This window comes from Serratia sp. CY29653, assembly GCF_052169255.1.
GTDB lineage: Bacteria > Pseudomonadota > Gammaproteobacteria > Enterobacterales > Enterobacteriaceae > Serratia > Serratia sarumanii.
The window spans coordinates 1,016,146-1,040,552 of the sequence record NZ_JBJNLC010000001.1 but is presented as its reverse complement, the minus strand read 5'-3'; the positions used below and the strand labels follow the sequence as shown (position 1 = coordinate 1,040,552).

General features: G+C 61.4%; 19 protein-coding genes. 11 read left to right on the top strand and 8 right to left on the bottom strand.

The window, feature by feature from the left end; genetic code table 11:
- Positions 1-153: 153 nt before the first annotated feature.
- The 3 genes from zigA to folE2 are packed head-to-tail and all read right to left on the bottom strand — an operon-like array spanning position 154 to position 2,828.
- Positions 154-1,341 carry a zinc metallochaperone GTPase ZigA gene (gene zigA / locus ACJ8HN_RS05090; protein WP_041035289.1) on the bottom strand — a complete coding sequence of 396 codons (1,188 nt, stop codon included), beginning with the start codon at positions 1,339-1,341 and terminating at the stop codon, positions 154-156.
- Between the two features lie 10 nt (positions 1,342-1,351).
- Complete coding sequence (locus ACJ8HN_RS05085; RefSeq protein ID WP_033634689.1) at positions 1,352-1,912, bottom strand: carbonate dehydratase; 561 nt, start codon at positions 1,910-1,912, stop codon at positions 1,352-1,354.
- Entirely contained in the window at positions 1,902-2,828 is a 927-nt protein-coding gene (gene folE2 / locus ACJ8HN_RS05080) for a GTP cyclohydrolase FolE2 (RefSeq protein WP_060438603.1), read from the bottom strand. The genes ACJ8HN_RS05085 and folE2 overlap by 11 nt, the downstream gene beginning before the upstream one ends.
- A 204-nt stretch (positions 2,829-3,032) precedes the next feature.
- On the opposite strand from folE2, the gene sapA reads away from it, so the two are divergent.
- The 7 genes from sapA to ACJ8HN_RS05045 all read left to right on the top strand — a co-directional run bounded on the left by sapA (position 3,033) and on the right by ACJ8HN_RS05045 (position 10,939).
- Positions 3,033-4,682, top strand: a complete 1,650-nt coding sequence (sapA, locus tag ACJ8HN_RS05075; protein WP_033648454.1) for an ABC transporter substrate-binding protein SapA — start codon at positions 3,033-3,035, stop codon at positions 4,680-4,682.
- Positions 4,679-5,644: a putrescine export ABC transporter permease SapB gene (gene sapB / locus ACJ8HN_RS05070; protein ID WP_004930575.1), complete on the top strand. Its 966-nt coding sequence runs from the start codon at positions 4,679-4,681 to the stop codon at positions 5,642-5,644. The genes sapA and sapB overlap by 4 nt, the downstream gene beginning before the upstream one ends.
- The gene (gene sapC, locus ACJ8HN_RS05065; RefSeq protein ID WP_004930580.1) at positions 5,631-6,521 is read left to right on the top strand and encodes a putrescine export ABC transporter permease SapC; all 891 of its coding nucleotides are present in this window, start codon (positions 5,631-5,633) and stop codon (positions 6,519-6,521) included. The genes sapB and sapC overlap by 14 nt, the downstream gene beginning before the upstream one ends.
- A complete protein-coding gene (gene sapD / locus ACJ8HN_RS05060) occupies positions 6,521-7,513 on the top strand; it encodes a putrescine export ABC transporter ATP-binding protein SapD (protein ID WP_004930587.1) in 993 nt (330 codons plus the stop codon). The genes sapC and sapD overlap by 1 nt, the downstream gene beginning before the upstream one ends.
- Before the next feature lies 1 nt (position 7,514).
- The gene (gene sapF / locus ACJ8HN_RS05055) at positions 7,515-8,327 is read left to right on the top strand and encodes a putrescine export ABC transporter ATP-binding protein SapF (RefSeq protein WP_033648455.1); all 813 of its coding nucleotides are present in this window, start codon (positions 7,515-7,517) and stop codon (positions 8,325-8,327) included.
- 423 nt (positions 8,328-8,750) lie between these two features.
- The gene (locus ACJ8HN_RS05050; RefSeq protein ID WP_041035297.1) at positions 8,751-9,935 is read left to right on the top strand and encodes a CMD domain-containing protein; all 1,185 of its coding nucleotides are present in this window, start codon (positions 8,751-8,753) and stop codon (positions 9,933-9,935) included.
- A gap of 455 nt (positions 9,936-10,390) precedes the next feature.
- On the top strand, positions 10,391-10,939 hold the full coding sequence (locus ACJ8HN_RS05045) for an inclusion body family protein (protein WP_033634697.1): 549 nt from the start codon (positions 10,391-10,393) through the stop codon (positions 10,937-10,939).
- Positions 10,940-11,027: 88 nt separating this feature from the next.
- Here ACJ8HN_RS05045 and ACJ8HN_RS05040 read toward each other — a convergent pair whose 3' ends face one another.
- Positions 11,028-11,933, bottom strand: coding sequence for a LysR family transcriptional regulator (locus ACJ8HN_RS05040; RefSeq protein ID WP_060420960.1), 906 nt, complete (start codon positions 11,931-11,933; stop codon positions 11,028-11,030).
- Positions 11,934-11,997: 64 nt separating this feature from the next.
- The gene (dacD, locus tag ACJ8HN_RS05035) at positions 11,998-13,167 is read right to left on the bottom strand and encodes a serine-type D-Ala-D-Ala carboxypeptidase DacD (protein WP_164134181.1); all 1,170 of its coding nucleotides are present in this window, start codon (positions 13,165-13,167) and stop codon (positions 11,998-12,000) included.
- 282 nt (positions 13,168-13,449) lie between these two features.
- Here dacD and ACJ8HN_RS05030 point away from each other — a divergent pair, with 282 nt between their 5' ends.
- Complete coding sequence (locus tag ACJ8HN_RS05030; RefSeq protein WP_033634701.1) at positions 13,450-15,756, top strand: FdhF/YdeP family oxidoreductase; 2,307 nt, start codon at positions 13,450-13,452, stop codon at positions 15,754-15,756.
- Between the two features lie 15 nt (positions 15,757-15,771).
- On the opposite strand, the gene ACJ8HN_RS05025 is transcribed toward ACJ8HN_RS05030, so the two are convergent.
- Complete coding sequence (locus ACJ8HN_RS05025) at positions 15,772-16,626, bottom strand: LysR family transcriptional regulator (RefSeq protein ID WP_033648464.1); 855 nt, start codon at positions 16,624-16,626, stop codon at positions 15,772-15,774.
- A gap of 99 nt (positions 16,627-16,725) precedes the next feature.
- Here ACJ8HN_RS05025 and gloA point away from each other — a divergent pair, with 99 nt between their 5' ends.
- Both gloA and ACJ8HN_RS05015 read left to right on the top strand, forming a co-directional pair.
- Positions 16,726-17,253 carry a lactoylglutathione lyase gene (gene gloA, locus ACJ8HN_RS05020; protein ID WP_004930603.1) on the top strand — a complete coding sequence of 176 codons (528 nt, stop codon included), beginning with the start codon at positions 16,726-16,728 and terminating at the stop codon, positions 17,251-17,253.
- 187 nt (positions 17,254-17,440) lie between these two features.
- Entirely contained in the window at positions 17,441-19,375 is a 1,935-nt protein-coding gene (locus tag ACJ8HN_RS05015) for an exoribonuclease II (RefSeq protein WP_197838957.1), read from the top strand.
- A 75-nt stretch (positions 19,376-19,450) separates the two neighbouring features.
- Here the strand turns inward: ACJ8HN_RS05015 and ACJ8HN_RS05010 are convergent, their stop codons facing one another.
- Together ACJ8HN_RS05010 and ACJ8HN_RS05005 are read right to left on the bottom strand one after the other, a co-directional pair.
- The gene (locus ACJ8HN_RS05010; protein ID WP_039565906.1) at positions 19,451-20,761 is read right to left on the bottom strand and encodes an MFS transporter; all 1,311 of its coding nucleotides are present in this window, start codon (positions 20,759-20,761) and stop codon (positions 19,451-19,453) included.
- Between the two features lie 30 nt (positions 20,762-20,791).
- A complete protein-coding gene (locus ACJ8HN_RS05005; protein WP_442523117.1) occupies positions 20,792-21,955 on the bottom strand; it encodes a M20 aminoacylase family protein in 1,164 nt (387 codons plus the stop codon).
- Between the two features lie 385 nt (positions 21,956-22,340).
- On the opposite strand from ACJ8HN_RS05005, the gene ACJ8HN_RS05000 reads away from it, so the two are divergent.
- On the top strand, positions 22,341-24,407 hold the full coding sequence (locus tag ACJ8HN_RS05000; protein WP_033653036.1) for a carbon starvation CstA family protein: 2,067 nt from the start codon (positions 22,341-22,343) through the stop codon (positions 24,405-24,407).

The following is a 24,407-nucleotide window of genomic DNA, read 5'->3' as shown; positions in this document are numbered from 1 at the left end:
CACTGGAAGCAATGTGAGCAATGTCGTGCCTTCCACATCAGAGCCGCAAACTGTGGCCTTCCGTGAACTGCCAGGCGATGATAATAGTTATCAGTATCGTCTGTAAAGCACTTTGTTGAGAATTTTTCTCATTTCCACACGAAGATTGCGCAATTACCACTCAGGGAACGGGTCAGCCATGTCCAGCCAGTAGTCCACGCCGGCGGCCATTTCATCGTCGCTCAGCAGGCATTCGTCCAGCAAACGCACGATCGTCGCCTGCTGCAAATGCTGGCCGATAAACACCAGCTCCTGGCGCATGTCGCCGAACGGCTCCACCCATTTTTCCTGAATGTGCGCCCGCGCTTCGGGATCCTGCGGCCAGTTCTTTTGCGGGATGGCGCGCCAAAAGGTGCCCGCGAGGCCGTAGTGGGCGATGCCGCCGGCCTGGCTCCACTGCCCGGCCTGCCGCGGCCGCGTCGCCAGCCAGAAAAAGCCTTTCGAGCGCAGCAGCTTGCCGCCGCCCCAGTCGCCGTTGATCACGCGGTAAAACTTGTCCGGCGCAAACGGCCGCCGCGCCTGATAGACGAAGCTGCTGATGCCGTAGTTTTCCGTTTCCGGCACGTGTTCGCCGCGCAGCTCTTTCAGCCAGCCGGGCGCCTGCTGCGCCTTTTCAAAGCTGAAGCTGCCGGTATTCAGCACCGCCTCCAGCGGCAGCTTACCCGGCGCGATCGGCACAATGCGGGCATCGGGGTTCAGGCTGGCCAACAGCGCCATCACTTCGCCCTGCTGGGCTGGCGTCAACAGATCGGTCTTGCTGACCAGCATCACGTCGCAGAACTCAATTTGCTCAATCAACAGATCCGCCACGCTGCGCAGATCGTCCTCGCCCAGGCTTTGGCCGGCCTCCTGCAGGCTTTGCGCCCGCTGGTACTGCTGGATGAAATTCACCCCGTCGACCACCGTCACCAGAGTATCCAGCCGGGCGAACTGCGACAGGCTTTCGCCCTTTTCGTCCTCGAAGGTAAAGGTTTCCGCCACCGGCAGCGGCTCGGATATGCCGCTCGATTCGATCAACAGATAATCAAAGCGCCCGTCCTGCGCCAGCTCGCGCACCGATACCAGCAGGTCTTCGCGCAGCGTGCAGCAAATGCAGCCGTTGCTCATCTCTACCAGCTTCTCTTCCTGGCGATCGAGATGCACCGCATTTTCCACCAGCGCGGCGTCGATGTTCACTTCGCTCATGTCGTTGACGATCACCGCCACGCGCATGCCCTGCCGGTTGTTCAGGATGTGGTTCAGCACCGTGGTCTTGCCGGCGCCGAGAAAGCCGGAAAGCACGGTCACGGGAAGTTGTTTCATGGGAGCCTCATTAAAATTCATTGCGTAATGCCTGATAGCCGCGCACCAGTTCGACGTTGGTGGCGGCCACTTCTTCCGAAAACTGCAGCGCGCCGCGATCGACCTGGCGATAGCGCGACAGGTCGCTGTCCGGCCCTACGCGCTCGGTCGAGGGGATATAGCGGTTTTCCGGCAGCGTCACGCCGTCCACCACCGCGTTGTAACGCACCACGCAGCCGGACTGGATGTGGCAGTTGAACAGCACGCTGTTGAAACCGATAAACACCCGATCGTCGATGCGACACGGGCCGTGGACGATGGCGCGGTGGGCGATCGAACTGTAACGGCCAATGATGACCGCCGCCCCGCTCTTGGAGTGGATCACCACGCCGTCCTGAATATTGGAGTGCGAGCCGATGACGATCGGCTCCATGTCGCCTGCGGCGTTCAACTCGTCGGCGCGGATCACCGCATACGGGCCGACGTAGACGAAATCTTCGACGATCACCCGGCCGCAGATAATGGCGGTGGGATCGATGTAGGCCAGCGGCGAGACCTGCGGCAGGTGGCCGCTGGGATTTTTACGCAGCATGATTTTCTCCCCGCCAGCTCAGCTCCGCCACCGCATTGTGGGCATGCAGGCTCTCCTGATGCTCGACGCGCAGCGAGAACGCGCGGTAATCACACTGGCTGCGCAGCATGCGATACAGACGGCGCGCCGCATCTTCGCAAAACATCAGGTTCTGCCCGTTGGCCAGCGCGAATGCCTGCTCGTCGCGGCGTTTCACCAGCGTTTGTACCGGCGTGCCCAGCGCGTGTTCGATGCGGTCGATCAATTTCACCGGTTCGAACGCCCGTTCATTCTCGGGCGTCACGGTGACCCAGGCCCAGCTGCGCTGGCTGTGAGGGGTGGCCGGCATTCCCTGCTCCAACAGCCACTCGCTCACCTGGCGTTGGCTGATCCGCTCCGCCGCCTGTTCAAAATCAAACTGAAACTGTTGCTGCGCCAGCTGACGGCTGAGCGCCGCCGAACTCGGGCAGGTCGAGGAGTAAGGCACGCCGACGGTCAGCGCCAGCGTCAGCCTGTTCGTCAGAGTGGCCTCGATGCGCAGCGGGTAAGCCTTCCAGCCTCGCTGCGGCGACAGCAACGCCGGGCGCGACAGCAGCAGCTCGCCGCTGATCGCCAGTTTGGCGCGATCGCTGTGTTCCGGCTGCGAATCCAGAAAGGCCTGCAGCGTTCGGCCGAGGCGCTGCGGCGTCAGCTCGCCCTGCGTCAATTCGTCCAGCGCCAGATACAGCCGCGACATGTGAATGCCGCGTTCGCCCGCCGCTTCGGCGCGCAGGTTGATGCCGGCGTCGACCTTGGCCATCAGTGGCTTGCCGGCCAGCTCCAGCGGCAGCGCGATCCCTTGCATCCCGACCCAATCGAGCCCGACATCACTCATTTCGCCGCGCCATGCCTGAGCGTCCGGCAGCGAACGGCGTGGTGGAAGTGCAACTTCGTTCATACATCCCCTTGCGTTATTGTGACTTTGCCGGGGAACGGTATCATGATTTTGTTATGTTATAACATATCAAATAAGATTTTTTTCACGAACGCGAACGACATGATTAATCAAGTCGCAGAAAACTCAGCGATTTTGCTCAATGGATTGGGCTGCCGGTCAGAGTGCGATACACTAACGCTATTGCTGATTAACCCATGAGCCTCTATGCGTGGTTTACCCCTTTGGATAGTGTCGTTGTGCTTTACCGGCTCCGCCCTGGCCACAACAACACCGCCCGCGCCCGCCGCGGCGCCGCTGCCGGACATTCGCCAGAGCGGCTTTGTCTATTGCGTCAGCGGCATACTGAATACCTTCAACCCGCAAATGGCCAGCAGCGGCCTGACGGTGGATACCCTGGCCGCCCAGCTGTACGATCGCCTGCTGGATGTCGATCCCTACACCTACCGGCTGATCCCCGAGTTGGCGCAAAGCTGGGAAGTGTTGGACAACGGCGCCACCTACCGCTTCCATCTGCGCAAGGACGTGCCGTTCCAGACCACCGCCTGGTTCACGCCCACCCGCAAGATGAACGCCGACGACGTGGTGTTCAGCTTCGCGCGCGTATTTGACCAAAAACACCCGTATCACGACGTCAACGGCGGCGAATACCCCTATTTCGACAGCCTGCAGTTCGGCGATTCGGTGCAGAGCGTGAGAAAGCTCGACGACTACACGGTGGAGATCCGCCTGCAGTCGCCGGACGCCTCGTTCCTGTGGCACCTGGCGACCCACTACGCGCCGGTGCTGTCCGCCGAATACGCCGACACGCTGACGCGCGAAGGCCATCAGGAGCTGATCGACCGCGAACCGGTCGGCAGTGGCCCGTTCCTGCTCAACGAATACCGCTCGGGGCAATATATTCGCCTGGCGCGCAACGCCGCCTACTGGAAAGGCCTGCCGCGCATGCCGCAGGTGGTGATCGATCTGGGCGCCGGCGGCACCGGCCGCCTCTCCAAACTGCTGACCGGCGAGTGCGACGTGCTGGCCTATCCGGCGGCCAGCCAGCTGTCTATCCTGCGCGACGATCCGCGCCTGCGCCTGACGCTGCGCCCGGGGATGAACATCGCCTATCTGGCGTTCAACACCCGCAAGCCGCCGCTCGACAACCTCAACGTGCGCCAGGCGATCTCGCTGGCGATCAACAACCAGCGGTTGATGCAATCGATCTATTACGGCACGGCGGAAACCGCCGCCTCGATCCTGCCGCGCGCCTCCTGGGCCTACGACAACGACGCGCACGTCACCGAGTACGATCCGGCCAAATCGCGCGAAATGCTGCGGCAGGCCGGCGTCGGCCAGCTGAACCTGAAGCTGTGGGTGCCGACCGCCTCGCAGTCTTACAACCCGAGCCCGCTGAAGACCGCCGAGCTGATCCAGGCCGATCTCGGCCAGGTGGGCATCAACGTCACCATCGTGCCGGTGGAAGGCCGCTTCCAGGAAGCGCGCCTGATGGAGATGAACCACGATCTGACCCTGACCGGCTGGGCCACCGACAGCAACGACCCGGACAGCTTCTTCCGGCCGCTGCTGAGCTGCGCGGCAATCCGTTCGCAAACCAACTATGCTCACTGGTGTGACCCGGGCTTCGACGAAGTGCTGCAGAACGCGCTGCTGTCGCAGCAGCTGTCTCAGCGCATCGACAACTACCGCAAGGCGCAGAAGATCCTCGAGCAGCAACTGCCGGTGCTGCCGCTGGCCTCTTCCCTGCGGCTGCAGGCCTACCGCTACGACATCAAGGGATTGGTGCTGAGCCCGTTCGGCAACGCCTCGTTCGCCGGGGTGTACCGTGAATCCGCGCCGGAGGTGAAAAAGTGATTATCTTTACCCTGCGCCGCATTCTGCTGCTGCTGATCACGCTGTTCTTCCTGACGCTGGTCAGCTTCAGCCTGAGCTATTTCACGCCGCGCGCGCCGCTGAACGGCGCCGCCCTGCTGGACGCCTATCAGTTCTACTTCGTCAGCCTGCTGCACTGGGACTTCGGCGTTTCCAGCATCAACGGCCAGGCGATCAGCGAACAGCTGCGCGAAGTGTTCCCGGCCACCATGGAACTGTGCCTGCTGGCCTTCGCCCTGGCGCTGTTTATCGGCATTCCGCTGGGCATCATCGCCGGCGTGCTGCGCGGCAAGTGGCAGGACACCGCCATCAGCACCTTCGCGCTGCTAGGCTTTTCGATGCCGGTGTTCTGGCTGGCGCTGCTGCTGATGCTGTTCTTCTCGCTGCATCTGGGCTGGCTGCCGGTATCCGGCCGTTTCGACCTGCTGTATCAGGTGAAGCCGATCACCGGTTTCGCGCTGATTGACGCCTGGCTGTCGGACTCGCCGTACCGCGCCGAGATGATCGGCAGCGCCCTGCGCCACATGATCCTGCCGATCGCCGCGCTGGCGGTGGCGCCCACCACCGAAGTGGTGCGCCTGATGCGCATCAGCACCGACGACGTGCTGAGCCAAAACTACATCAAGGCCGCCGCCACCCGCGGTCTGTCGCGCTTCACCATCATTCGCCGCCACGTGTTGCACAACGCGCTGCCGCCGATCGTGCCCAAACTGGGGCTGCAGTTCTCCACCATGCTCACGCTGGCGATGATCACCGAAGTGGTGTTCAGCTGGCCGGGCCTCGGCCGCTGGCTGATCAACGCCATTCGCCAGCAGGACTATGCGGCGATCTCCGCCGGCGTCATGGTGGTCGGCACGCTGGTGATCACCATTAACGTCCTGGCCGACATTCTGGGTGCGGCAACCAACCCGCTGAAACATAAGGAATGGTATGCCCTTCGATAACGTATACCGCGAGAAAAAAATGCCGAGCCCGCTGCGCTACACCTGGCGGATTTTCTACGGCGACGCGCTGGCGATGATCGGTTTTTACGGCGTGATCGCCCTGCTGCTGCTGTCGCTGTTCGGCAGCCTGCTGGCGCCCTACGCGCTGGATCAGCAGTTCCTCGGCTATCAGCTGCTGCCGCCGTCCTGGTCACGCTACGGCAACGTGTCGTTCTTTCTCGGCACCGACGATCTCGGGCGCGACATCCTCAGCCGCCTGTTGACCGGCACTGCCGCCACCTTCGGCTCGGCGCTGGCGGTGACGCTGGCCGCGGCGTTCTGCGGAGTGATCCTCGGCGTGTTCGCCGGCGTCACCCACGGGCTGCGCTCGGCGGTGCTCAACCACATCCTCGATACCCTGCTGTCCATTCCCTCGCTGCTGCTGGCGATCGTGGTGGTGGCGTTTATCGGCCCCAAACTTGAACACGCCATGCTGGCGGTGTGGCTCGCCTTGCTGCCGCGCATGGTGCGCACCATCTACAGCGCGGTGCACGACGAGCTGGAGAAAGAGTACGTGGTGGCGGCGCGGCTCGACGGCGCTTCCACGCTGCAGATCCTGTGGTACGCCGTCATGCCGAACATCGCCGCGGTGCTGGTGACCGAGTTCACCCGCGCGTTGTCGATGGCCATTTTGGACATCGCCGCACTCGGCTTCCTCGATCTCGGCGCGCAGCTGCCTTCGCCGGAATGGGGAGCGATGCTTGGCGATTCGCTCGAGCTGGTGTACGTCGCCCCCTGGACGGTGATGCTGCCCGGCGCGGCCATCCTCGTCAGCGTGCTGCTGGTTAACCTGTTAGGCGACGGTATGCGCCGCGCAATCAATGCCGGGGTGGAATAATGCCGTTACTCGATATCCGCAATCTGACGATTGAATTTATGACCGCCGAAGGGCCGGTCAAGGCGGTCGATCGCGTCAGCATGACGCTGACCGAGGGCGAGGTGCGCGGCCTAGTGGGTGAATCGGGCTCCGGCAAGAGCCTGATCGCCAAGGCCATCTGCGGCGTAACCAAAGACAACTGGCGCGTCACCGCCGACCGTTTCCGCTTCGACGACATCGATCTGCTGCAGCTGAGCCCGCGCGAGCGGCGCAGGCTGGTGGGCCACAACGTCTCGATGATTTTCCAGGAGCCGCAGTCCTGTCTCGATCCTTCCGAGAGCATCGGCCGCCAGCTGGCGCAGGCGATCCCGGGCTGGACTTATAAAGGCCACTGGTGGCAGCGCTTCAACTGGCGCAAACGCCGCGCCATCGAATTGCTACACCGCGTCGGCATCAAGGATCACGACGACATCATGGGCAGCTTCCCGTACGAGCTGACCGAAGGCGAGTGTCAGAAAGTGATGATCGCCATCGCGCTGGCCAACCAGCCGCGCCTGCTGATCGCCGATGAGCCAACCAACGCCATGGAGCCGACCACCCAGGCGCAGATTTTCCGCCTGTTGGCGCGCCTCAATCAGAACAACAACACCACCATCCTGCTGATCAGCCATGATTTGCAGATGATGAGCAAATGGGCCGACCGGGTGAACGTGCTGTACTGCGGGCAAACGGTGGAAAGCGCCCAGTGCGAAGAGCTGCTGGCGGCACCGCACCACCCTTACACCCAGGCGCTGATCCGCGCCATGCCGGATTTTGGCCGCTCGCTGCCGCACAAGAGCCGGTTGAACACGCTGCCGGGCGCCATTCCTTCGCTGGAACACCTGCCGATCGGCTGCCGTCTGGGGCCGCGCTGCCCTTACGCGCAGAAGAAGTGTATCGAAACGCCGCGCCTGCGCCCGGTCAAAAACCACTTCTTCGCCTGCCACTTCCCGCTGAACATGGAGGAGCAATAACATGGAAACGCTGTTGGAAGTGCGCAACCTGAGCAAAACCTACCGCTACCGCACCGGGCTGTTCCGCCGTCAGCACGTCGAGGCGGTGAAATCCGTCAGCTTTACCCTGCGCGAAGGCCAGACGCTGGCGGTGATCGGCGAGAACGGCTCCGGCAAATCCACGCTGGCGAAGATGCTCTCCGGCATGGTGGAACCGACCGCCGGCGAACTGCTAATCGACGATCATCCGCTGGAATTCGGCGATTATCGCTATCGCAGCCAGCGCATTCGCATGATTTTTCAGGATCCGAGCACCTCGCTCAACCCGCGCCAGCGCATCGGCCAGCTGCTGGACGCGCCGCTGCGGCTGAACACCAGTCTGGAACCCGCCGAACGCGAGCAGCGCATCAACCAGACGCTGCGCCAGGTCGGCATGCTGCCGGATCACGCCTACTACTATCCGCACATGCTGGCTTCCGGGCAGAAACAGCGCGTCGCATTGGCGCGTGCGCTGATCCTGCAGCCGAAGGTAATCGTCGCCGATGAGGCGCTGGCCTCGCTGGACATGTCGATGCGCTCGCAAATCATCAACCTGATGCTGGAACTGCAGGAAAAACACGGTATTTCCTATATCTACGTCACTCAGCACCTCGGCATGATGAAGCATATCAGCGACCAGGTGTTGGTGATGCACGAAGGAGAAATCGTCGAACGCGGCAGCACCGCCGAGGTGTTGGCGGCGCCGCTGCACGAATTGACCAAGCGCCTTATCGCCAGCCATTTCGGCGAGGCGCTGACCGCCGACGCCTGGCGGCGCGACGGCGGCCGTTTTTGAGCCCCGTCCTGGCCTGCAATAAACCCGCTGCGGCGGGTTTTTTATTGCCGCACGCGCCTGCCGCTACGCCAGAAAACGCAAATACAAATTACATTCTTGTTATATATCCTTATATTTTATTCCTTTCAGTTATTGATTAGTCCGTAACATTATTTTATCTCGCCAGGGCGATCGGTGAGGATATCCCCTACGTTGAGCCTCTCATACGACAGGATATCGCACTGATGAACAGCCTTCGCCATCGCCGCCTCTCGCAGTTTCTGCTTACGCTGGCCGCCGGTTTCTCTGTTTACGGCCACGCGCTGTGCTGCGATGAGCTGCGCTGAATCCGCCTTCGCCCCGCCTGCGGGCATGTTGCCTCTTTGTCCAGCCGCCGCTGCCGCACGCACCGGTGGCTGTTGCTCATGATTAAGGATTGACCCTATGGAACGACTCCGTCGACAACATAATGCCCAGTGGTATCACGAAACCCAAAGCAGCGTACGGGGCGATGCGCCGCTGGAGCCGCAGGCGGCCACCCTGCGCGATCGTTTTCTGCTGGGGCTGGGCGCCTTCGCCGACGAAGCGCTAAATGCTGCGCTCAGCGCCCGCGCCGGGGTATTCAACGCCTCGCTGGCCGGTTACCACGCGCTGTTTCCCGACCAGGTGTCGCTGTCTCGATACGTGACATTGTCACCCTACGATCGCCTCAGCACCGCGCTGACCGTCGCTCAGGTGACGGGCGTGCAATCGCTTTGTAGCCACTACGCCGCCCGCCTCGCCCCGCTGCACAGCCCGGACGCCTCCCGGGAAAGCAATATCCGCCTTGCTCAGATCACCCAATATGCCCGCCAGCTCGCCAGCCAGCCCACGCTGATTTGCCGCAGGGCGCTGCAACAGCTCGGCGACGTCGGGCTGAGCCCGGCGGATATCGTAACCTTCTCTCAGACGATCGGTTTTGTCAGCTATCAGGCGCGCGTAGTGGCGGGTGTGGCGGCGTTGGCCGGCCGCCCGGCGGTGGTGGTGCCCGGCTTCCCGAACGTCGAAGACGCCGATGGCGTCGCTTTCAGCGCCGACGAGTTGAGCTGGACTGCGCGTCTGCCGACAATCGACACGGAAGCCGCCGCCGCCGAACAGCTTGACGTGCTGGATCAGAGCCACCCGCAGGCGCGCGCCGAATCTTATTATTTGCTGTTGGCGCACGATGCCGCCGCGCTGCGCGAGCGTAACGGCGTGTTTAACGGCATCAATGCCGAAGGATATGGGTTATCGAGCCGATTGAAAGCGCTGGCGACTCTGGTGGTCTCGCGCATCAACGGCAGCCGCTACTGCGCGGCTACGGTGGCGCAAGAGCTACAGGACGACGGGCTGGCCCAGGCGCTGTTCGCCGGGCTGCCTCAGGGGCTGGCTTTTACCGAGGATGCCGTCAAACGCGCGGTGATCCACACCGCCGCCGAGCTGACGCGCGCTCCGGAGAAATTCACCCCGCAGAGCGTGCAGCCGTTGTTCAACAGCGGCCTGAATCAGGCGCAGGCGCTGGAAGTGATCCTCACCGCCGCGCTCTACGCCTGGGAAAACCGCCTGCGCCAAACGCTGGGCGATGCGGAGCCGGCACAGCCGGCGCAATGACCTATCACTGAGTTGACGGCTAATTTCGCCGTTAACTCTCTTTGGTCTATTTTGGCTAAAAACTTCAGCAAAAGATGAACTGATAAAGTATAAATCCGAAAAAATAATATTTGTCAGAATTATGATTCGTTTTTTCCTGCCGTTCGCGAAAATAACGACTCGTCAAAATTATGTCTGCAAACAAAGCAATAGAAAGATTGCGCCCTCGCTCAATTATGTAACCGTTCTCATCGCAGAAGCAGTAAAACAAGGTTTTAACCCTGCTAATTAATAGAGGAACACATTAACGCCTCTAACTTTTCAGCAGTGGTGGCCTTGCTGTTTAGTTTCTATGATTAAGCCGATAGCGACGTTGTGATTTCCATTTCAAATATTCACTAAAAATAAACGCTCGCCGTCAACCCCATTATTTTTTGATTTTCCATCACAGCAAAAAAATATTGTGAGGTAACCCCATGTCTGAGCAAGAACTTAAATCCAGCAACAGTATCGTTAACGTGATTGTCGTCATCGATACCGATGCTCTAATAGAAGCATTCGAGAATAACAACCCCAGTCAGGACTCCGGCAACCCAACAGGTATCGGCCATCAATACGCTTATATGGTCGTCACCTCCGAGCAGGTGATCGGCGGTTCCGGCACGGCGGACCTGAACTTTAAAGCCAATGTCGGCGACGTCATTCGCTGGACCGGCACCTCAGAATCCGCCAATTTCGACGCCGGCGTGTTGATCTACGGGCTGCCGCAGTTTGGCAGCGGCACCCAGGTCTTTTCCAACCCGACCTTCAAAATGTACACCCGCAGCTCGATGATGCCGGCGCAAAATACCGTGTTCCCCGTCACCTTCACCAACCAAACCTATTGGTTCATCCAGGCGGACATCAGCAATACCGGCACGGAAAATTATTGCATCCAATTTGGCCTTTATTATCGGCCAAACGGCGGCGATCAGAAATTACTGGGTTATTTCTATTGGGATCCGACCATTACCATCAGCAATTAACCTTATTCCGTCGACCGTTAGGCACCACATGATTATGGCCCCACGGGGCCATAATCGTTGCGGAAACATCGGGTAAACTTAAACGTCTCTATTCATTTTGCCGACGCAGCCACTCGCTGGCGGCGTCGAAGAATTTTTGCGCCAACGGCGTGGCGCGCTCCGCCATATCGACCACCACCGCCGCATGACGCGGCATGGCGCCGATGGCCACCGGGCGCCGCTGCAACACCGGCATCAGCGGCGATTGCAGCTGGCCGCGCGGGAACAGCCCGCAGCCCAGGCCGACGAAAATTCCCTCCAGCAGTTGGAAGATCGAGGCAGTTTCCAGCCGCGTGTGCAGCGTCAACCCGGCGTCGCGGAAGTGTTGATCGAGATAGCGGCGGAAATAACGCGTCGGCTCGGCCAGGCACAGCGGCAAGGCGGCCACCGCCTCCAGCGGCAACGGCGTGTCGCCCACCAGCTTAGGGAAGTGTTGCGGATGAAATACCAGCTCGACGCCGGTTTCCACCAGCGGTTGCGATTGGAAATGCAGCTCCTTTAAGGTCGACAGCTCGAAAAAGCCGATGCCGATGTCAACGGTATGCGCCGTCAGCGCCTCCAGCAGCTGATCGGCGCTCAGCACCGCCAGCCGGTAATCGAGATGCGGGTAACGCGCGCTGACCGCCTTGAGCATTTCCGATACCGAGATACTGCACTGCGGCACCACGCCAAGGCGCAGCGTGCCGTGCAAGCCGTGCTTGAGCGACTCCACCTCCAGCTTCAGCCCCTGGTAGACCGAGACGATCTCACGCGCCCACGCCAGCACCCGCTCGCCTTCGGCGGTAAAACCGCCGAAATGGTTGCCGCGGTTAATCAGCGAAACGCCCAGCTCTTTTTCCAGATTTTTCAATCGCATGGATAGCGTTGGCTGGCTGACGAAGCTGGCTTCCGCCGCCCGGCCGAAGTGGCGTTCCCGTTCTAAATTACACAAATAAATCAGTTGTTTAATATCCATAGCGCGGCTCAATGATCGGCAGTCGCATCAGTATACCACCGGGCGCCTTCGCCCGCCCGGTGAGTCAGAGCTTCAGCTTCACGTAATCCGCCAGGCGAGAGAACACGCCGCCCTGCGGCACCGCCTGCAGCGCCACCAGCGGCAGGGTTTTCACCACCTGGCCATTGTCGCTGATGCGGATCTCGCCGACGGTCTGCCCTTTGCCTATCGGCGCTTCCAGCCGCGCGGCAGTGATCACGTACTGCGCCTTCAGCTTGTCCGCTTCGTTTTTTGGCAGGCTGAGCGACTGGTTCTGCGCGCTGCCGACCGGCAAGCGGTGATCCTCGCCGTACCAGACCGGCTCTTCCCCCAGGCTCTGCCCGGCGCTGAACAGATGTACGGTGGTAAAGTCGCGCAGCCCCCAGGTCAACAGCTTACGCGCCTGCTCCTCACGCCCCTTAGCGCTTTTGCCGCCCATCACCACGGCGATCAGGCGGCGATCCCCTTCGGTGGCGGAGGCGATGATGTTGAAGCCGGCCGAGGCGGTGTGCCCGGTTTTCAGCCCATCGACGTGCAGCGTCTTATCCCACAGCAGTCCATTGCGGTTCTGCTGCGTGATACCGTTCCAGGTCAGCGACTTCTCGCTGTACATATGATATTCCGCCGGTTCACTCATGATAATGGCACGCGCAATCACCGCCAGATCGCCGGCGGTGGTGAACTGCCCCGGCGCATCCAGCCCGTGTACCGTTTCGAAATGGGTGTTCTGCAGGCCCAGCTGCGCGCTCTTCTCGTTCATCAGCTTGACGAAGTTGGCCTGGCTGCCCGCCACATAGTCCGCCATCGCCACGCAGGCGTCGTTGCCGGAATCGATGATAATGCCGCGGCTGAGATCGCGTACCGTGACCCTGTCACCGGGTTTCAGGAACATCAACGAAGACCCCTTGAACACCGGGTTGCCCTGCGCCCAGGCGTCTTTCCCCACGGTGACGACATCGTCAAGACCAATCTTGTGCTGGTCAAGCGCGTGGTCGATCACCAACCCGGTCATGAGTTTGGTCAGGCTGGCCGGGTTGCGCCGTTCATCGGCATTGCCGGCAGCCAACACCTGGCCGGTGGTGTAATCCATCAAAACGTAAGAGGCGGCGTCTATCGCCGGCGGGGTCATGTTGGGAAAATGGGGCGTCGTTCCCGCCGCCTGCGCCGCTAAAGGCAGTAATATACCGCCGATCACCACTGATACTGAACGCTTCACGCTGTGTTCCTCAGGCCCGCAGGCTGAATAAAATACCAATATAATCCGCGAGATAGACTGCATTAATTCACTTTCAGACGAAACCATTACTCTTTTGCAGCGGGTGTCTTTATGCAACCATTTGTTTACGTCATCGCCCGCCTGCGATAGATAAGCTCTATGCCGCCATTGCCCCATTCGATTAGACGCCACCCGGCAGCCCCCCTAAACTTGTGACATAAATACGCAAGACGCATAAAAAAGCGTTTACTTTTTAGCTACAACCACCTGCGAAGTGTCATCATGAAATTTAAACCGTCAATCAAGCCTTACACCGGCCCGGCGGGCGGCTGGGGTTCGCTTGAAGCCACCACCCGCTTTGTCCTCGACAGTAAACAAACGCTCAAAAACATGCGCAACCTGATGCGCGTCAACAAGGCTCGCGGCTTCGACTGCCCAGGCTGCGCCTGGGGCGACGACAACCACAGCACCTTCAGCTTCTGCGAAAACGGCGCCAAAGCGGTCAGTTGGGAAGCGACGCGCAGCGCCGTCGAGCCAGAGTTCTTCGCCGCCCACAGCGTCAGCACCCTGCAGCAGCAAAGCGACTATTTCCTCGAGTATCAGGGGCGCCTCACCCATCCGATGCGCTACAACGCCGAAACCGACCACTATGAGCCTATCCATTGGCCGGACGCGCTGGCGCTGATCGCCAAGCACATCAACGGCATGGACAACCCGAACCAGATCGAGCTGTATACTTCGGGCCGCGCCAGCAACGAAGCGTCGTACCTTTATCAGCTGTTCGGCCGCATGCTCGGCACCAGCAATTTCCCCGACTGTTCCAATATGTGCCACGAGGCGAGCGGCGTTGGGCTGAAGCAGAGCATCGGCGTCGGCAAAGGCACCATCCGCATCGATGACTTCGAAAAGGCCGATGCCATCTTCGTGTTCGGTCAAAACCCCGGCACCAACCACCCGCGCATGCTGCACAGCCTGAAAAACGCCGCCCGACGCGGCGCGCGCATCGTCAGCTTCAATACCCTGCGCGAACGTGGGCTGGAAAGGTTCGCCGATCCGCAGGATCCGGTACAGATGCTGACGCCAAAATCCTCGCCGATCAGCTCTTCCTATTACCAACCGAATCTGGGCGGTGATATGGCGGCGGTGCGCGGCATGGTGAAAGCCCTGCTGGAAACCCACCGCCAGCGTCTGGCCGCCGGCGAGCCCGCCCTGTTCGACCTGGCGTTTATCGAACGGCACAGCGTCGGCGTGGAGGCTTATCTGGCGCAGGTGGACGCCACCGAGTGGCAGACCATTACCGCGCAGTCGGGCCTGAGCGAGGCGCAGCTGCGCCAGGCGGCGGCCACCTATCAGGGCGCCGAACGGGTGATCTGCACCTGGGCGATGGGCGTGACGCAGCATAAACACTCCATTGCGACAGTGCGCGAAATCACCAACCTGCAGCTGCTGTTCGGGCAACTGGGCAAACCGGGCGCCGGCCTGTGCCCGGTGCGCGGCCACAGCAACGTCCAGGGTAACCGCACCATGGGGATCGACGAGAAGTCGCCCAAAGCGCTGCTCGACAGCCTGGAGCGCCACTTTAACTTTACCGCCAACCGCGCGCTGGGCCACAACACGGTGGAAGCGATCGAAGCGATGCTGCGCGGCGAAGTGAAAGTGCTGATCGCGCTGGGCGGCAACCTGGCCGCCGCGGCGCCGGACACCGAGCGCACCGCCCGCGCCCTGCGCAACTGCGATTTGACGGTGCATATCAGCACCAAGCTTAACCGCAGCCATCTGGTGACCGGCAAAGACGCGCTGATCCTGCCGACGCTCGGCCGCACCGAACTGGACATGCAGGCCAGCGGCTCGCAGTACATTACGGTCGAGGATTCGTTCAGCATGGTGCACGCCTCGGAAGGCATCGGCAAACCGCTGGCGGAGACCCAACGTTCGGAGACGGCGATCGTCTGCGGCATCGCCGACGCGGTGCTGGGCACCCAGCAGTTGGACTGGCTGGAACTGGCCGACGACTACTCGCTGATCCGCGATCATATCGCCGCCACCATTCCCGGCTTTGAGGATTTCAACCGGCGCTGCGACCAGCCCGGCGGTTTCTACCTGGGCAATGCCGCCGCCGAACTGCGCTTCGCCACGCCAAGCGGCAAGGCAGAATTCAGCGCCGCCGCGCTGCCGACCACCCTGTTCCCGCAGCTGGGCGGCGAGCAAGCGCCGTTTACCCTGCAGACGCTGCGCTCGCACGATCAGTACAACACCACCATCTATGGTCTGGATGACCGTTATCGCGGCGTTTACGGCCAACGCGAAGTGTTGTTCATCCATCCGGAGGATCTGGCGGCGCTGGGCCTGCAGGATGGCGAACGGGTAGAGATTGAAACCCTGTGGAACGATGGCGTGGTGCGTAAAGTGGACGGGTTCAAGCTGGTGAGTTACGACATTCCGCGTGGCAACCTGGCGGCCTACTACCCGGAAACCAACCCGCTGGTGCCGCTGGCCAGCTTCGGCGACGGTACCGGCACGCCGACTTCGAAGTCGATTCCGGTGGTGATCCGCCGCAGCGAACAGCAACCTTCGCTGCGCATCGCCTGAAAACGCGCGCCCGGTTCACCCCGGGCGCGCCAATATCGCCAGGATGGTCTGCAACTCGTCGGACAGCTGATGCCGTCGCCAGACGAAATACAGGTCGCTCACCCCCTCCTCACCCATTTCCACCACCTTCAGCCCCGGCGCCGGCAAGATCAGCGGCAGCAACGAACCGGGTACGCAGGCGACGCCACAACCGGCCTGCACGCAGGCCGCCATCGCGGCATAAGACTCCATTTCCAGCGTCATGCGCGGTTTCAGCCCGCGCGAGGCCAGCCAGTGATCGACCTTCAGGCGAAACGAACATTCGCGGCTGAAGGTGTAAAACTCCAGCGGCGCCAGCGTGGCGGCGTCGGGTTCCCCGGCATCGGCCGGCATCAGCAATACCAGCCGTTCGTCGAATGCCTTTTGGCTGGCCAGCAGCGGATGTTCTATCGGGCCGTCGGTGATCGCCAGATCGAGATCGCTGTCGATCAACATGCGTTCCAGCACCAGCGAGTCGCGGCTCAGCACGTTGATGTGCAGATGAGGCTGTAAACGGCGCAGCCGGGCAATGCGCGCCGGCAAATGGCTGACCAGCGAGAAATCCAGCGCCCCGAGGTTCAGCAGCCCATGTTGGTGCTCGCCGGCGAACAGCTGCTTGCTGCGCTCCGCCTGCGCCACAATGTCGCGCGCCTGCTGGTAGAACAGCCGCCCTTTGGGATTGACGTACAGCCGGTTCTTGTCGCGGAAAAACAGCTCGCCGCCCAGCGACTCCTCCAGCTCGCGCAGCCGCAGCGTGACGTTGGAAGGCACGCAGTGCAGCTCACGCGCGGCGGCGGCGATGGTTTTATGTTCCACCACGGTGCAGAAAAACTTCAGCTGGCTCAGCTTCATCTATCATTCACTTTTAGTTAGCGTTTTAGTTAAAAACAATCACTTTAGATTAGCATCGATTTCACCTACAGTCTGCCGACACCCTGAGGAGGATCTCTGATGCCACTGAATGACCTACTGACGCTGCCCGGCGTGGCGGCCCAACCGGATGCGGTAACCGACGGTTACGTGTTCAACCACACCATGATCCGCGTGAAGGATCTGACCAAGGCGCTGGATTTCTACACCCGCGTGCTGGGCTTTACCCCGGTTTATCTGGAAACGTTCGAAGAAGCCGCCTTCACCATCTGCTACCTGACGCGCAGCCCGCGTGAACAGATCCCGCAGGACGACGACGAACGCAAGCGCTGGGCGCTGAGCCAGCCGGGCATTCTCGAGCTGACCCATAACCACGGCACCGAAAATCAGGCGGATTTCCACTATCACAACGGCAACGGCGAGCCGCGCGGCTTTGGCCACCTGTGCGTCACGGTGCCGGACGTGCGCGCCGCCTGCGAGCGGTTTGAGCGCCTCGGCGTCACCTTCCAGAAACGCCTGCATGAAGGCCGCATGAACTACGTGGCGTTCATTCGCGATCCGGACGATTACTGGATTGAAATCCTGCAGCCGACGCCGCTGCAAGACTGACGGTCACCCGCCCTCCACCCCGGCCCTCGCGCCGGGGTTTTTCATCGATAGCGTTTCGATTGACCAATCTTGCGCAAAATCGCGCGGCAACGCGGGGTTCAGTGACGTTAGGCTTGCTCGCAGCGGGTGATTCGCGTAAAACTGTCAGCCGCAAATCTTGCCACTCACAACCCATTCACTGGACGATATGTTTCAAGATAACCCGCTGCTGGCGCAGCTTAAACAGCAACTTCACTCTCAAACCCCGCGCGTTGAAGGCGTCGTGAAAGGGACTGAGAAAGGCTTTGGCTTTCTTGAAGTAGACGGTCAAAAAAGTTACTTCATTCCGCCGCCGTACATGAAGAAAGTCATGCACGGGGATCGCATTATCGCCACCCTGCACACCGAGAAAGAGCGCGAAATCGCCGAGCCGGAAACCCTGGTCGAGCCGTTCCTGTCGCGCTTTGTCGGCCGCGTGCAAAAGCGCGACGACCGTCTGTCCATCGTGCCCGACCATCCGTTGCTGAAAGAGGCGATTCCGTGCCGCCCGGTGCGTGAATTGACCCACAACTTCCAGGCCGGCGACTGGGCGGTGGCGGAAATGCGCCGTCATCCGCTGAAAGGCGATCGCGGCTTCAACGCCGATCTGACCCAGTTTATCACCAACGGTGAAGACCATTTCGCCCCGTGGTGGGTGACGCTGGCGCGTCACAACCTGGAAAAAGAGGCGCCGGAGATGCTGGCTCTCAGCGAACCGGCCGCCGCGTCGGCGCGTGAAGATCTGACCGCGCTCGAATTCGTCACCATCGACAGCGCCAGCACCGAAGACATGGACGATGCGCTGTACGTGACCGACAACGGCGACGGTTCGTTGCAGTTGACCATCGCCATCGCCGATCCGACCGCCTACGTCGAACAAGGCAGCAAGCTGGACGATATCGCCCGCGTGCGCGCATTCACCAACTACCTGCCTGGCTTCAACATCCCGATGTTGCCGCGCGATCTGTCGGACAACCTGTGCTCGCTGCGCCCTAACGAGCGCCGCCAGGTGCTGGCTTGCCGCGTGACCATCGCCGCCGACGGCGCGCTGGGCGAAGATATTCAGTTCTTCGCCGCCGAGATCGAATCCAAAGCCAAGCTGGTATACGACGAAGTGTCCGACTGGCTGGAAGGCATTGCCGGCTGGCAGCCGCCGAGCGACGCCATCGCACAGCAGGTAGCCCTGCTGAAACGCGTTTGCGACGCGCGCAACGCCTGGCGCCACCAGCATGCGCTGGTGTTTAAAGATCGCCCGGACTACCGCTTCGTGCTGGGTGAAAAAGGCGACGTGCTGGAGATCGTTACCGAGCAGCGCCGCAGCGCTAACCGCATCGTTGAAGAGTGCATGATCGCCGCCAACGTCTGCGCCGCCATCGTGCTGCGCGATCGCCTGGGCTTCGGCGTGTACAACGTGCACACCGGTTTCGATCCTGCGCTGGTCGAGCAAGCGGTCACCGTATTGCAGGCCAACGGCGTGGAAGCCGAAGCCGACAAGCTGCTGACCCTCGACGGTTTCTGCGAACTGCGCCGCCACCTGGACGCGCAGCCGACCCAGTTCCTCGACAGCCGCATCCGCCGCTTCCAGACCTTCGCGGAGATCAGCACCACGCCGGGGCCACACTTCGGTCTGGGGCTGGAGGCTTACGCCACCTGGACATCGCCGATCCGTAAGTACGGCGATATGGTCAACCATCGCCTGCTGAAGGCGATCATCAACCAGCAGCCGGCGGAAAAACCGCAGGATGACGTGACGGTACAGCTGGCGGAGCGCCGCCGCCTCAACCGCATGGCGGAGCGCGACGTCGGCGACTGGTTGTACGCTCGCTTCCTGCAGGACAAGGCCGGTACCGATACCCGCTTCAACGCCGAGATCATCGACGTGCCCCGCGGCGGCCTGCGCGTGCGCCTGCTGGACAACGGCGCGGTTGCCTTCATTCCGGCACCGTTTATTCACGCGGTGCGCGACGAGATGCAGTGCAGCCAGGAAACCGGCACCGTGCAGATCAAGGGTGAAGTGGTTTACCGCCAGAGCGACACCTTGCAGGTCACCATCGCCGAAGTGCGCATGGAAACCCGCAGCGTGATCGCCCGCCCTGCGGCCTGAACGCCAACCTGAAACGGTAGCAGCGCCAAACGCCGACGGTGAAAACCGCCGGCGTTTTTTTTCGCCTCATTCCGGCTAGCGCAGCGGCTCGCCGCCGGTTTCGCGCAGCAGCGGCAGTACCGCCAGCGAAGCCAGCGTCGCCAGCATCAAATAGACGGCGGGCGCCAGCAGCGAGCCGCTCAGCGCGATCGACTGCGAGGCGATGTACTGGGCAAAACCGCCGAAGATCGCCACCCCGAGGCTGTAGACCAACGCAAACCCCAAAGCGCGAATGCGCTGCGGGAACAGCTCCGAAATCATCAGCATGGTCGGCACCGAACCGAGCGTGGTCAACCCGACCAGCAGCGCGACAATCAGCAACAGCACCGCCGGATGCGGCACCGCGCTCAGCCACCAAAACGCCGGCAGGGCCACGATCAGAATCGCGATCCGCGACCAACGGATCAGCGGCAGGCGGCCGTAACGATCGCACCAGTGCCCGACCAGCAGGCTGCCACCGAAGGTGACAAGCCCCGCCAGCAGCATCGCGGCATAGCCGTAGGCCTGCGCCATCCCCAAGTATTTCACCGCGTAGGTGCCGAGATAATACATCGAGATGTAAGTGGCGACGGTGGCGCCGATGGTCAGCATCACGCCGAGCACCACCGCCCGCGAGTGCTTGCGCAACTGCGCGGGTGGCTCGTGCGCCCGCGGCACCGACGGCCGATCGCTCTCCAGCCCGAGACGCAGCCAGCAACCGAGCGGCGCCAGCGCCACGCCGATAAAGAAAGGAATACGCCATCCCCACTCGGCCATGGCGTTCGGCTCGCCGGAAAGCACCGGCAAGGCCGCGCTGAGCGCCAGCGCGGTGACGCCGCCAACCACGGTGGCGATGCCCTGCGTCGCCAACGACCAGCTGGAATAGAAGCCGCGCCGGTTGGGCGGCGCCGACTCCACCAGCAACGACATCGACGCCCCTACTTCGCCGCCCGCCGCCACGCCCTGGATCAGGCGCGCCGCTACCAAGGTGACGGTTCCCCAGTAGCCGGCGCTGGCGTAGGTCGGCGCAAAGCCGATCATCGCCGTGCCCAGGCTCATCAAGGAAATCGTCAGGATCATCGCCGGTTTGCGGCCGCAGCGATCGGCATAGGCGCCAATCAGAATGCCGCCCAGCGGCCGCATGAAGAAGCTGACGCCAAACGTCGCGAACGCCAACAGCAATGCCAAATGCGGATCGCTGGACGGTGGAAAGAACAATACGCTGATGTAAATAACGAAGAAGTTATAAATACCGAAGTCGAAAAACTCCAGCGCATTACCGAAAGAGGCGGCGAATATGACCTTTTTGCCGCTGGCGTTCGGAGCCGATATTATTGCCGTTTGAGTTTCAGCCGTATTTTCACTCATCATTATCTTCCCTGTTATTATTTTTCGCGTTTATTTTAAATACGCTTCCGCCAACGCTGCCCAATAATGGCTGCCGGCCGCCAGACAGCCGTCGTTAAAGTCATATCCCGGGTTATGCACCATGCAGCTGCCTTCGCCATCGCCGTTGCCGATGATCAGGTAACAGCCCTGCGGGTGCGCATCGAGCATGAAGGCGAAATCTTCGCTGCCCATCAGCGGCCGGGCGCCATAGTGCACGCGGGCGGCGCCGAACTGCTGCTGTGCCACGCGGTGGGCGAAACGGGTCATCCCTTCGTCGTTGATCAGCACCGGCGTGCCGTTAACATGTTCCACCACCGCGTGAGCGCCGAAGCTTGCCGCCTGCGCCTCGATCAGCGCCGGAATGCGCGCCAGCAAGGTTGCGCGCGCCTGGCGATCCAGCGAGCGCACGCTGAGCTTCATCTCCGCGCTGTCCGGGATCACGTTGGCCGCCTCACCGGCCTTGATGCTGCCGACGGTGATCACCGCCGCTTCCAGCGGATCGATATTGCGCGAGACGATGCTCTGCAGGGAAACGGTGATATGCGAGGCCACCAGCACCGGATCGATCGTCAGCTGCGGGATGGCTCCGTGGCCGCCACGCCCCTGCACCCGCACGTTGAACTGATCCATCGAGGCCATAAACGGGCCGTGCTGGAAGAAGAACTCACCGAGCGGCATGCCCGGCATGTTGTGCATGGCGAAGATGGCGTCGCAGGGGAAGCGCTCGAACAGCCCCTGTTCCACCATGCGCGCGCCGCCGTTCAGCATCTCTTCCGCCGGTTGGAAAATCAGGTGCAGCGTGCCGTTGAAGTTGCGCGTATGCGCCAGGTAACGGGCGGCGCCGAGCAGCATGGTGGTATGGCCGTCATGGCCGCAGGCGTGCATGCGGTTGGCCACGCTGCTGCTCCAGGGTTTGCCGGTGTTCTCCTCGATCGGCAAGGCATCCATATCGGCGCGCAGCCCGAGGCTTTTCACGCCGTCGCCCGCCCGCAGCGTGCCCACCACGCCGGTGCCCGCCAATCCGCGGTGCACCTCATAACCCCACGAACTCAGATAATCCGCGACCAGATCGCTGGTACGAAACTCTTCGAAACCCAATTCGGGGTGCTGATGAATATCGTGCCGAATAGCCGTGAGCTGCGGTAAATACCCTTCGATGATTTTATTTATCATAATTACATTCCTTTCGTGATTTTATTATTTATTTGGTGAATGAATAAACCTGGGGGTGAAAATAAAGGTATAACACGGCATGAATAATTTTATTTCGGCTCGCCTCGACAGATAAAATAATAATCCGCCAGACGCCGTATCCAGATAAAAAACGACAATGATTCGCTGTACGCGCCGCGAAAATGCAGAATGAATAACTGCCCGGGATTCTGTGGGCGGCAGCCTGCGCCAACGCTGTTTCATCACTTTGTTTTTACACTAAAACCCCACCTGCTTCACATTTCTCATCCGACCTGCCGCGGTTCAGCGGCAAAACTTCTACTGTTAAAACGTCATTCCAAATAACAACGTCGATTTTTACCTCTGTACGCCAAGGAGTTGTTTCATGAAAAACATCAGGTCCGGACTTATCTGGCTGCTGGTGGCGTTGGTCGGCGCCTTCGCCTTCGCCATGCTGGCGCTCAGCCGCGGCGAACACGTCAACGCCGTCTGGCTGGTGGTCGCCGCCGTCGCCTGCTACAGCATCGCCTACCGCTTCTACAGCCGGTTTATTGCCGACAAGGTCTTTGAACTGGACGACCGCCGTCTGACCCCGGCCGAACGCCGCAACGACGGCCTGGACTATGTGCCCACCAACAAATGGGTGCTGTTCGGCCACCACTTCGCCGCCATCGCCGGCGCCGGGCCGCTGGTGGGGCCGATTCTGGCCGCGCAGATGGGCTTCCTGCCGGGGACCATCTGGATCCTGGTCGGCGTCATGCTGGCCGGCGCGGTGCAGGATTTCCTGGTGCTGTTCATTTCCACGCGCCGCGACGGGCGTTCGCTGGGGGAAATGGCCAAGCAAGAGTTGGGCGCCTTCGCCGGGGTGATCACCATGCTCGGCGCGCTGGGGGTGATGATCATCATCCTGTCGGCGCTGGCGCTGGTGGTGGTAAAAGCGCTGGCCGACAGCCCCTGGGGGCTGTTCACCATCGCCGCCACCATCCCGATCGCGCTGTTCATGGGCATCTACATGCGTTTTATCCGGCCGGGCAAAATCGCTGAAATTTCGGTGATCGGCTTCGTGCTGATGCTGCTGGCGATCATTTACGGCGGCAACGTGGCGCAAGATCCCTACTGGGGGCCGTTCTTCACGCTGCACGGCACCACCCTGACCTGGGTGCTGGTGATCTACGGCTTCGTCGCTTCGGTGCTGCCGGTGTGGCTGCTGCTGGCGCCGCGCGACTACCTTTCCACCTTTATGAAAATCGGCGTCATCATCGGCCTGGCCATCGGCATCGTCTTCGCCATGCCGGAGATGAAAATGCCGGCGGTCTCGCGCTTCATCGACGGCAGCGGCCCGGTGTTCGCCGGCGCCCTGTTCCCGTTCCTGTTCATCACCATCGCCTGCGGCGCCATTTCCGGCTTCCACGCGCTGGTCTCCAGCGGCACTACGCCCAAGTTGGTGGAGCGCGAAAGCCACATCCGCTTTATCGGTTACGGCGCCATGTTGATGGAGTCTTTCGTCGCCATCATGGCGCTGATCTGCGCCTCGGTGCTGGATCCGGGGGTTTACTTCGCCATGAACTCACCGGCGGCGCTAATCGGCACCACGGTGGAAAATGCTTCGCAGGTCATCAACAGCTGGGGCTTTATCGTCACGCCGGAAACGCTGGCGCTGATCGCCAAAGAGGTGGGTGAGAACTCCATCCTGTCGCGCGCCGGCGGCGCCCCGACCTTCGCCGTGGGCATGGCACACATCATCAGCGAGGTGTTCAACAGCCGGGCGATGATGGCCTTCTGGTACCACTTCGCCATTCTGTTCGAAGCGCTGTTCATTCTGACCGCCGTCGACGCCGGCACCCGCGCCTGCCGCTTTATGGTGCAGGATCTGGTGGGCGTGGCGGTACCGCAGCTGGCCAACAACCGTTCGTGGTTCGGCAACCTGGCGGGCACCACGGTGGCGGTGGCCGGCTGGGGCTTCTTCGTGTATCAGGGCGTGGTCGATCCGCTGGGCGGCATCAATACCCTGTGGCCGCTGTTCGGCATCGGCAACCAGATGCTGGCGTCAATGGCGCTGATCCTCGGCACCGTGGTGCTGTTCAAGATGAAAAAACAGCGTTACGCCTGGGTCACCATTCTGCCGACCGCCTGGCTGTTCGTCACCTCCATGACCGCCGGCTGGCAGAAGATCTTCCATGAGAAACCGAGCATCGGCTTCCTGGCGCAGGCGAAGAAATTTTCCACCGGCATCGAGCAAGGCACGATCATTGCGCCGGCCAAATCGCTGAAAGACATGGAAACCATCGTATTCAGCAACCAAATCAACGCCGCGCTGTGCGGGTTCTTTATGCTGGTGGCGGTGACCATGCTGATCGCCGCCTTCTTCGCGATCCGCCGGGCGTTGCGCTCCGAACAGCCGACGACGCATGAGGTCAGCGCCGCGCTGCGGGAGGAGACCGGCCGCGGCTGA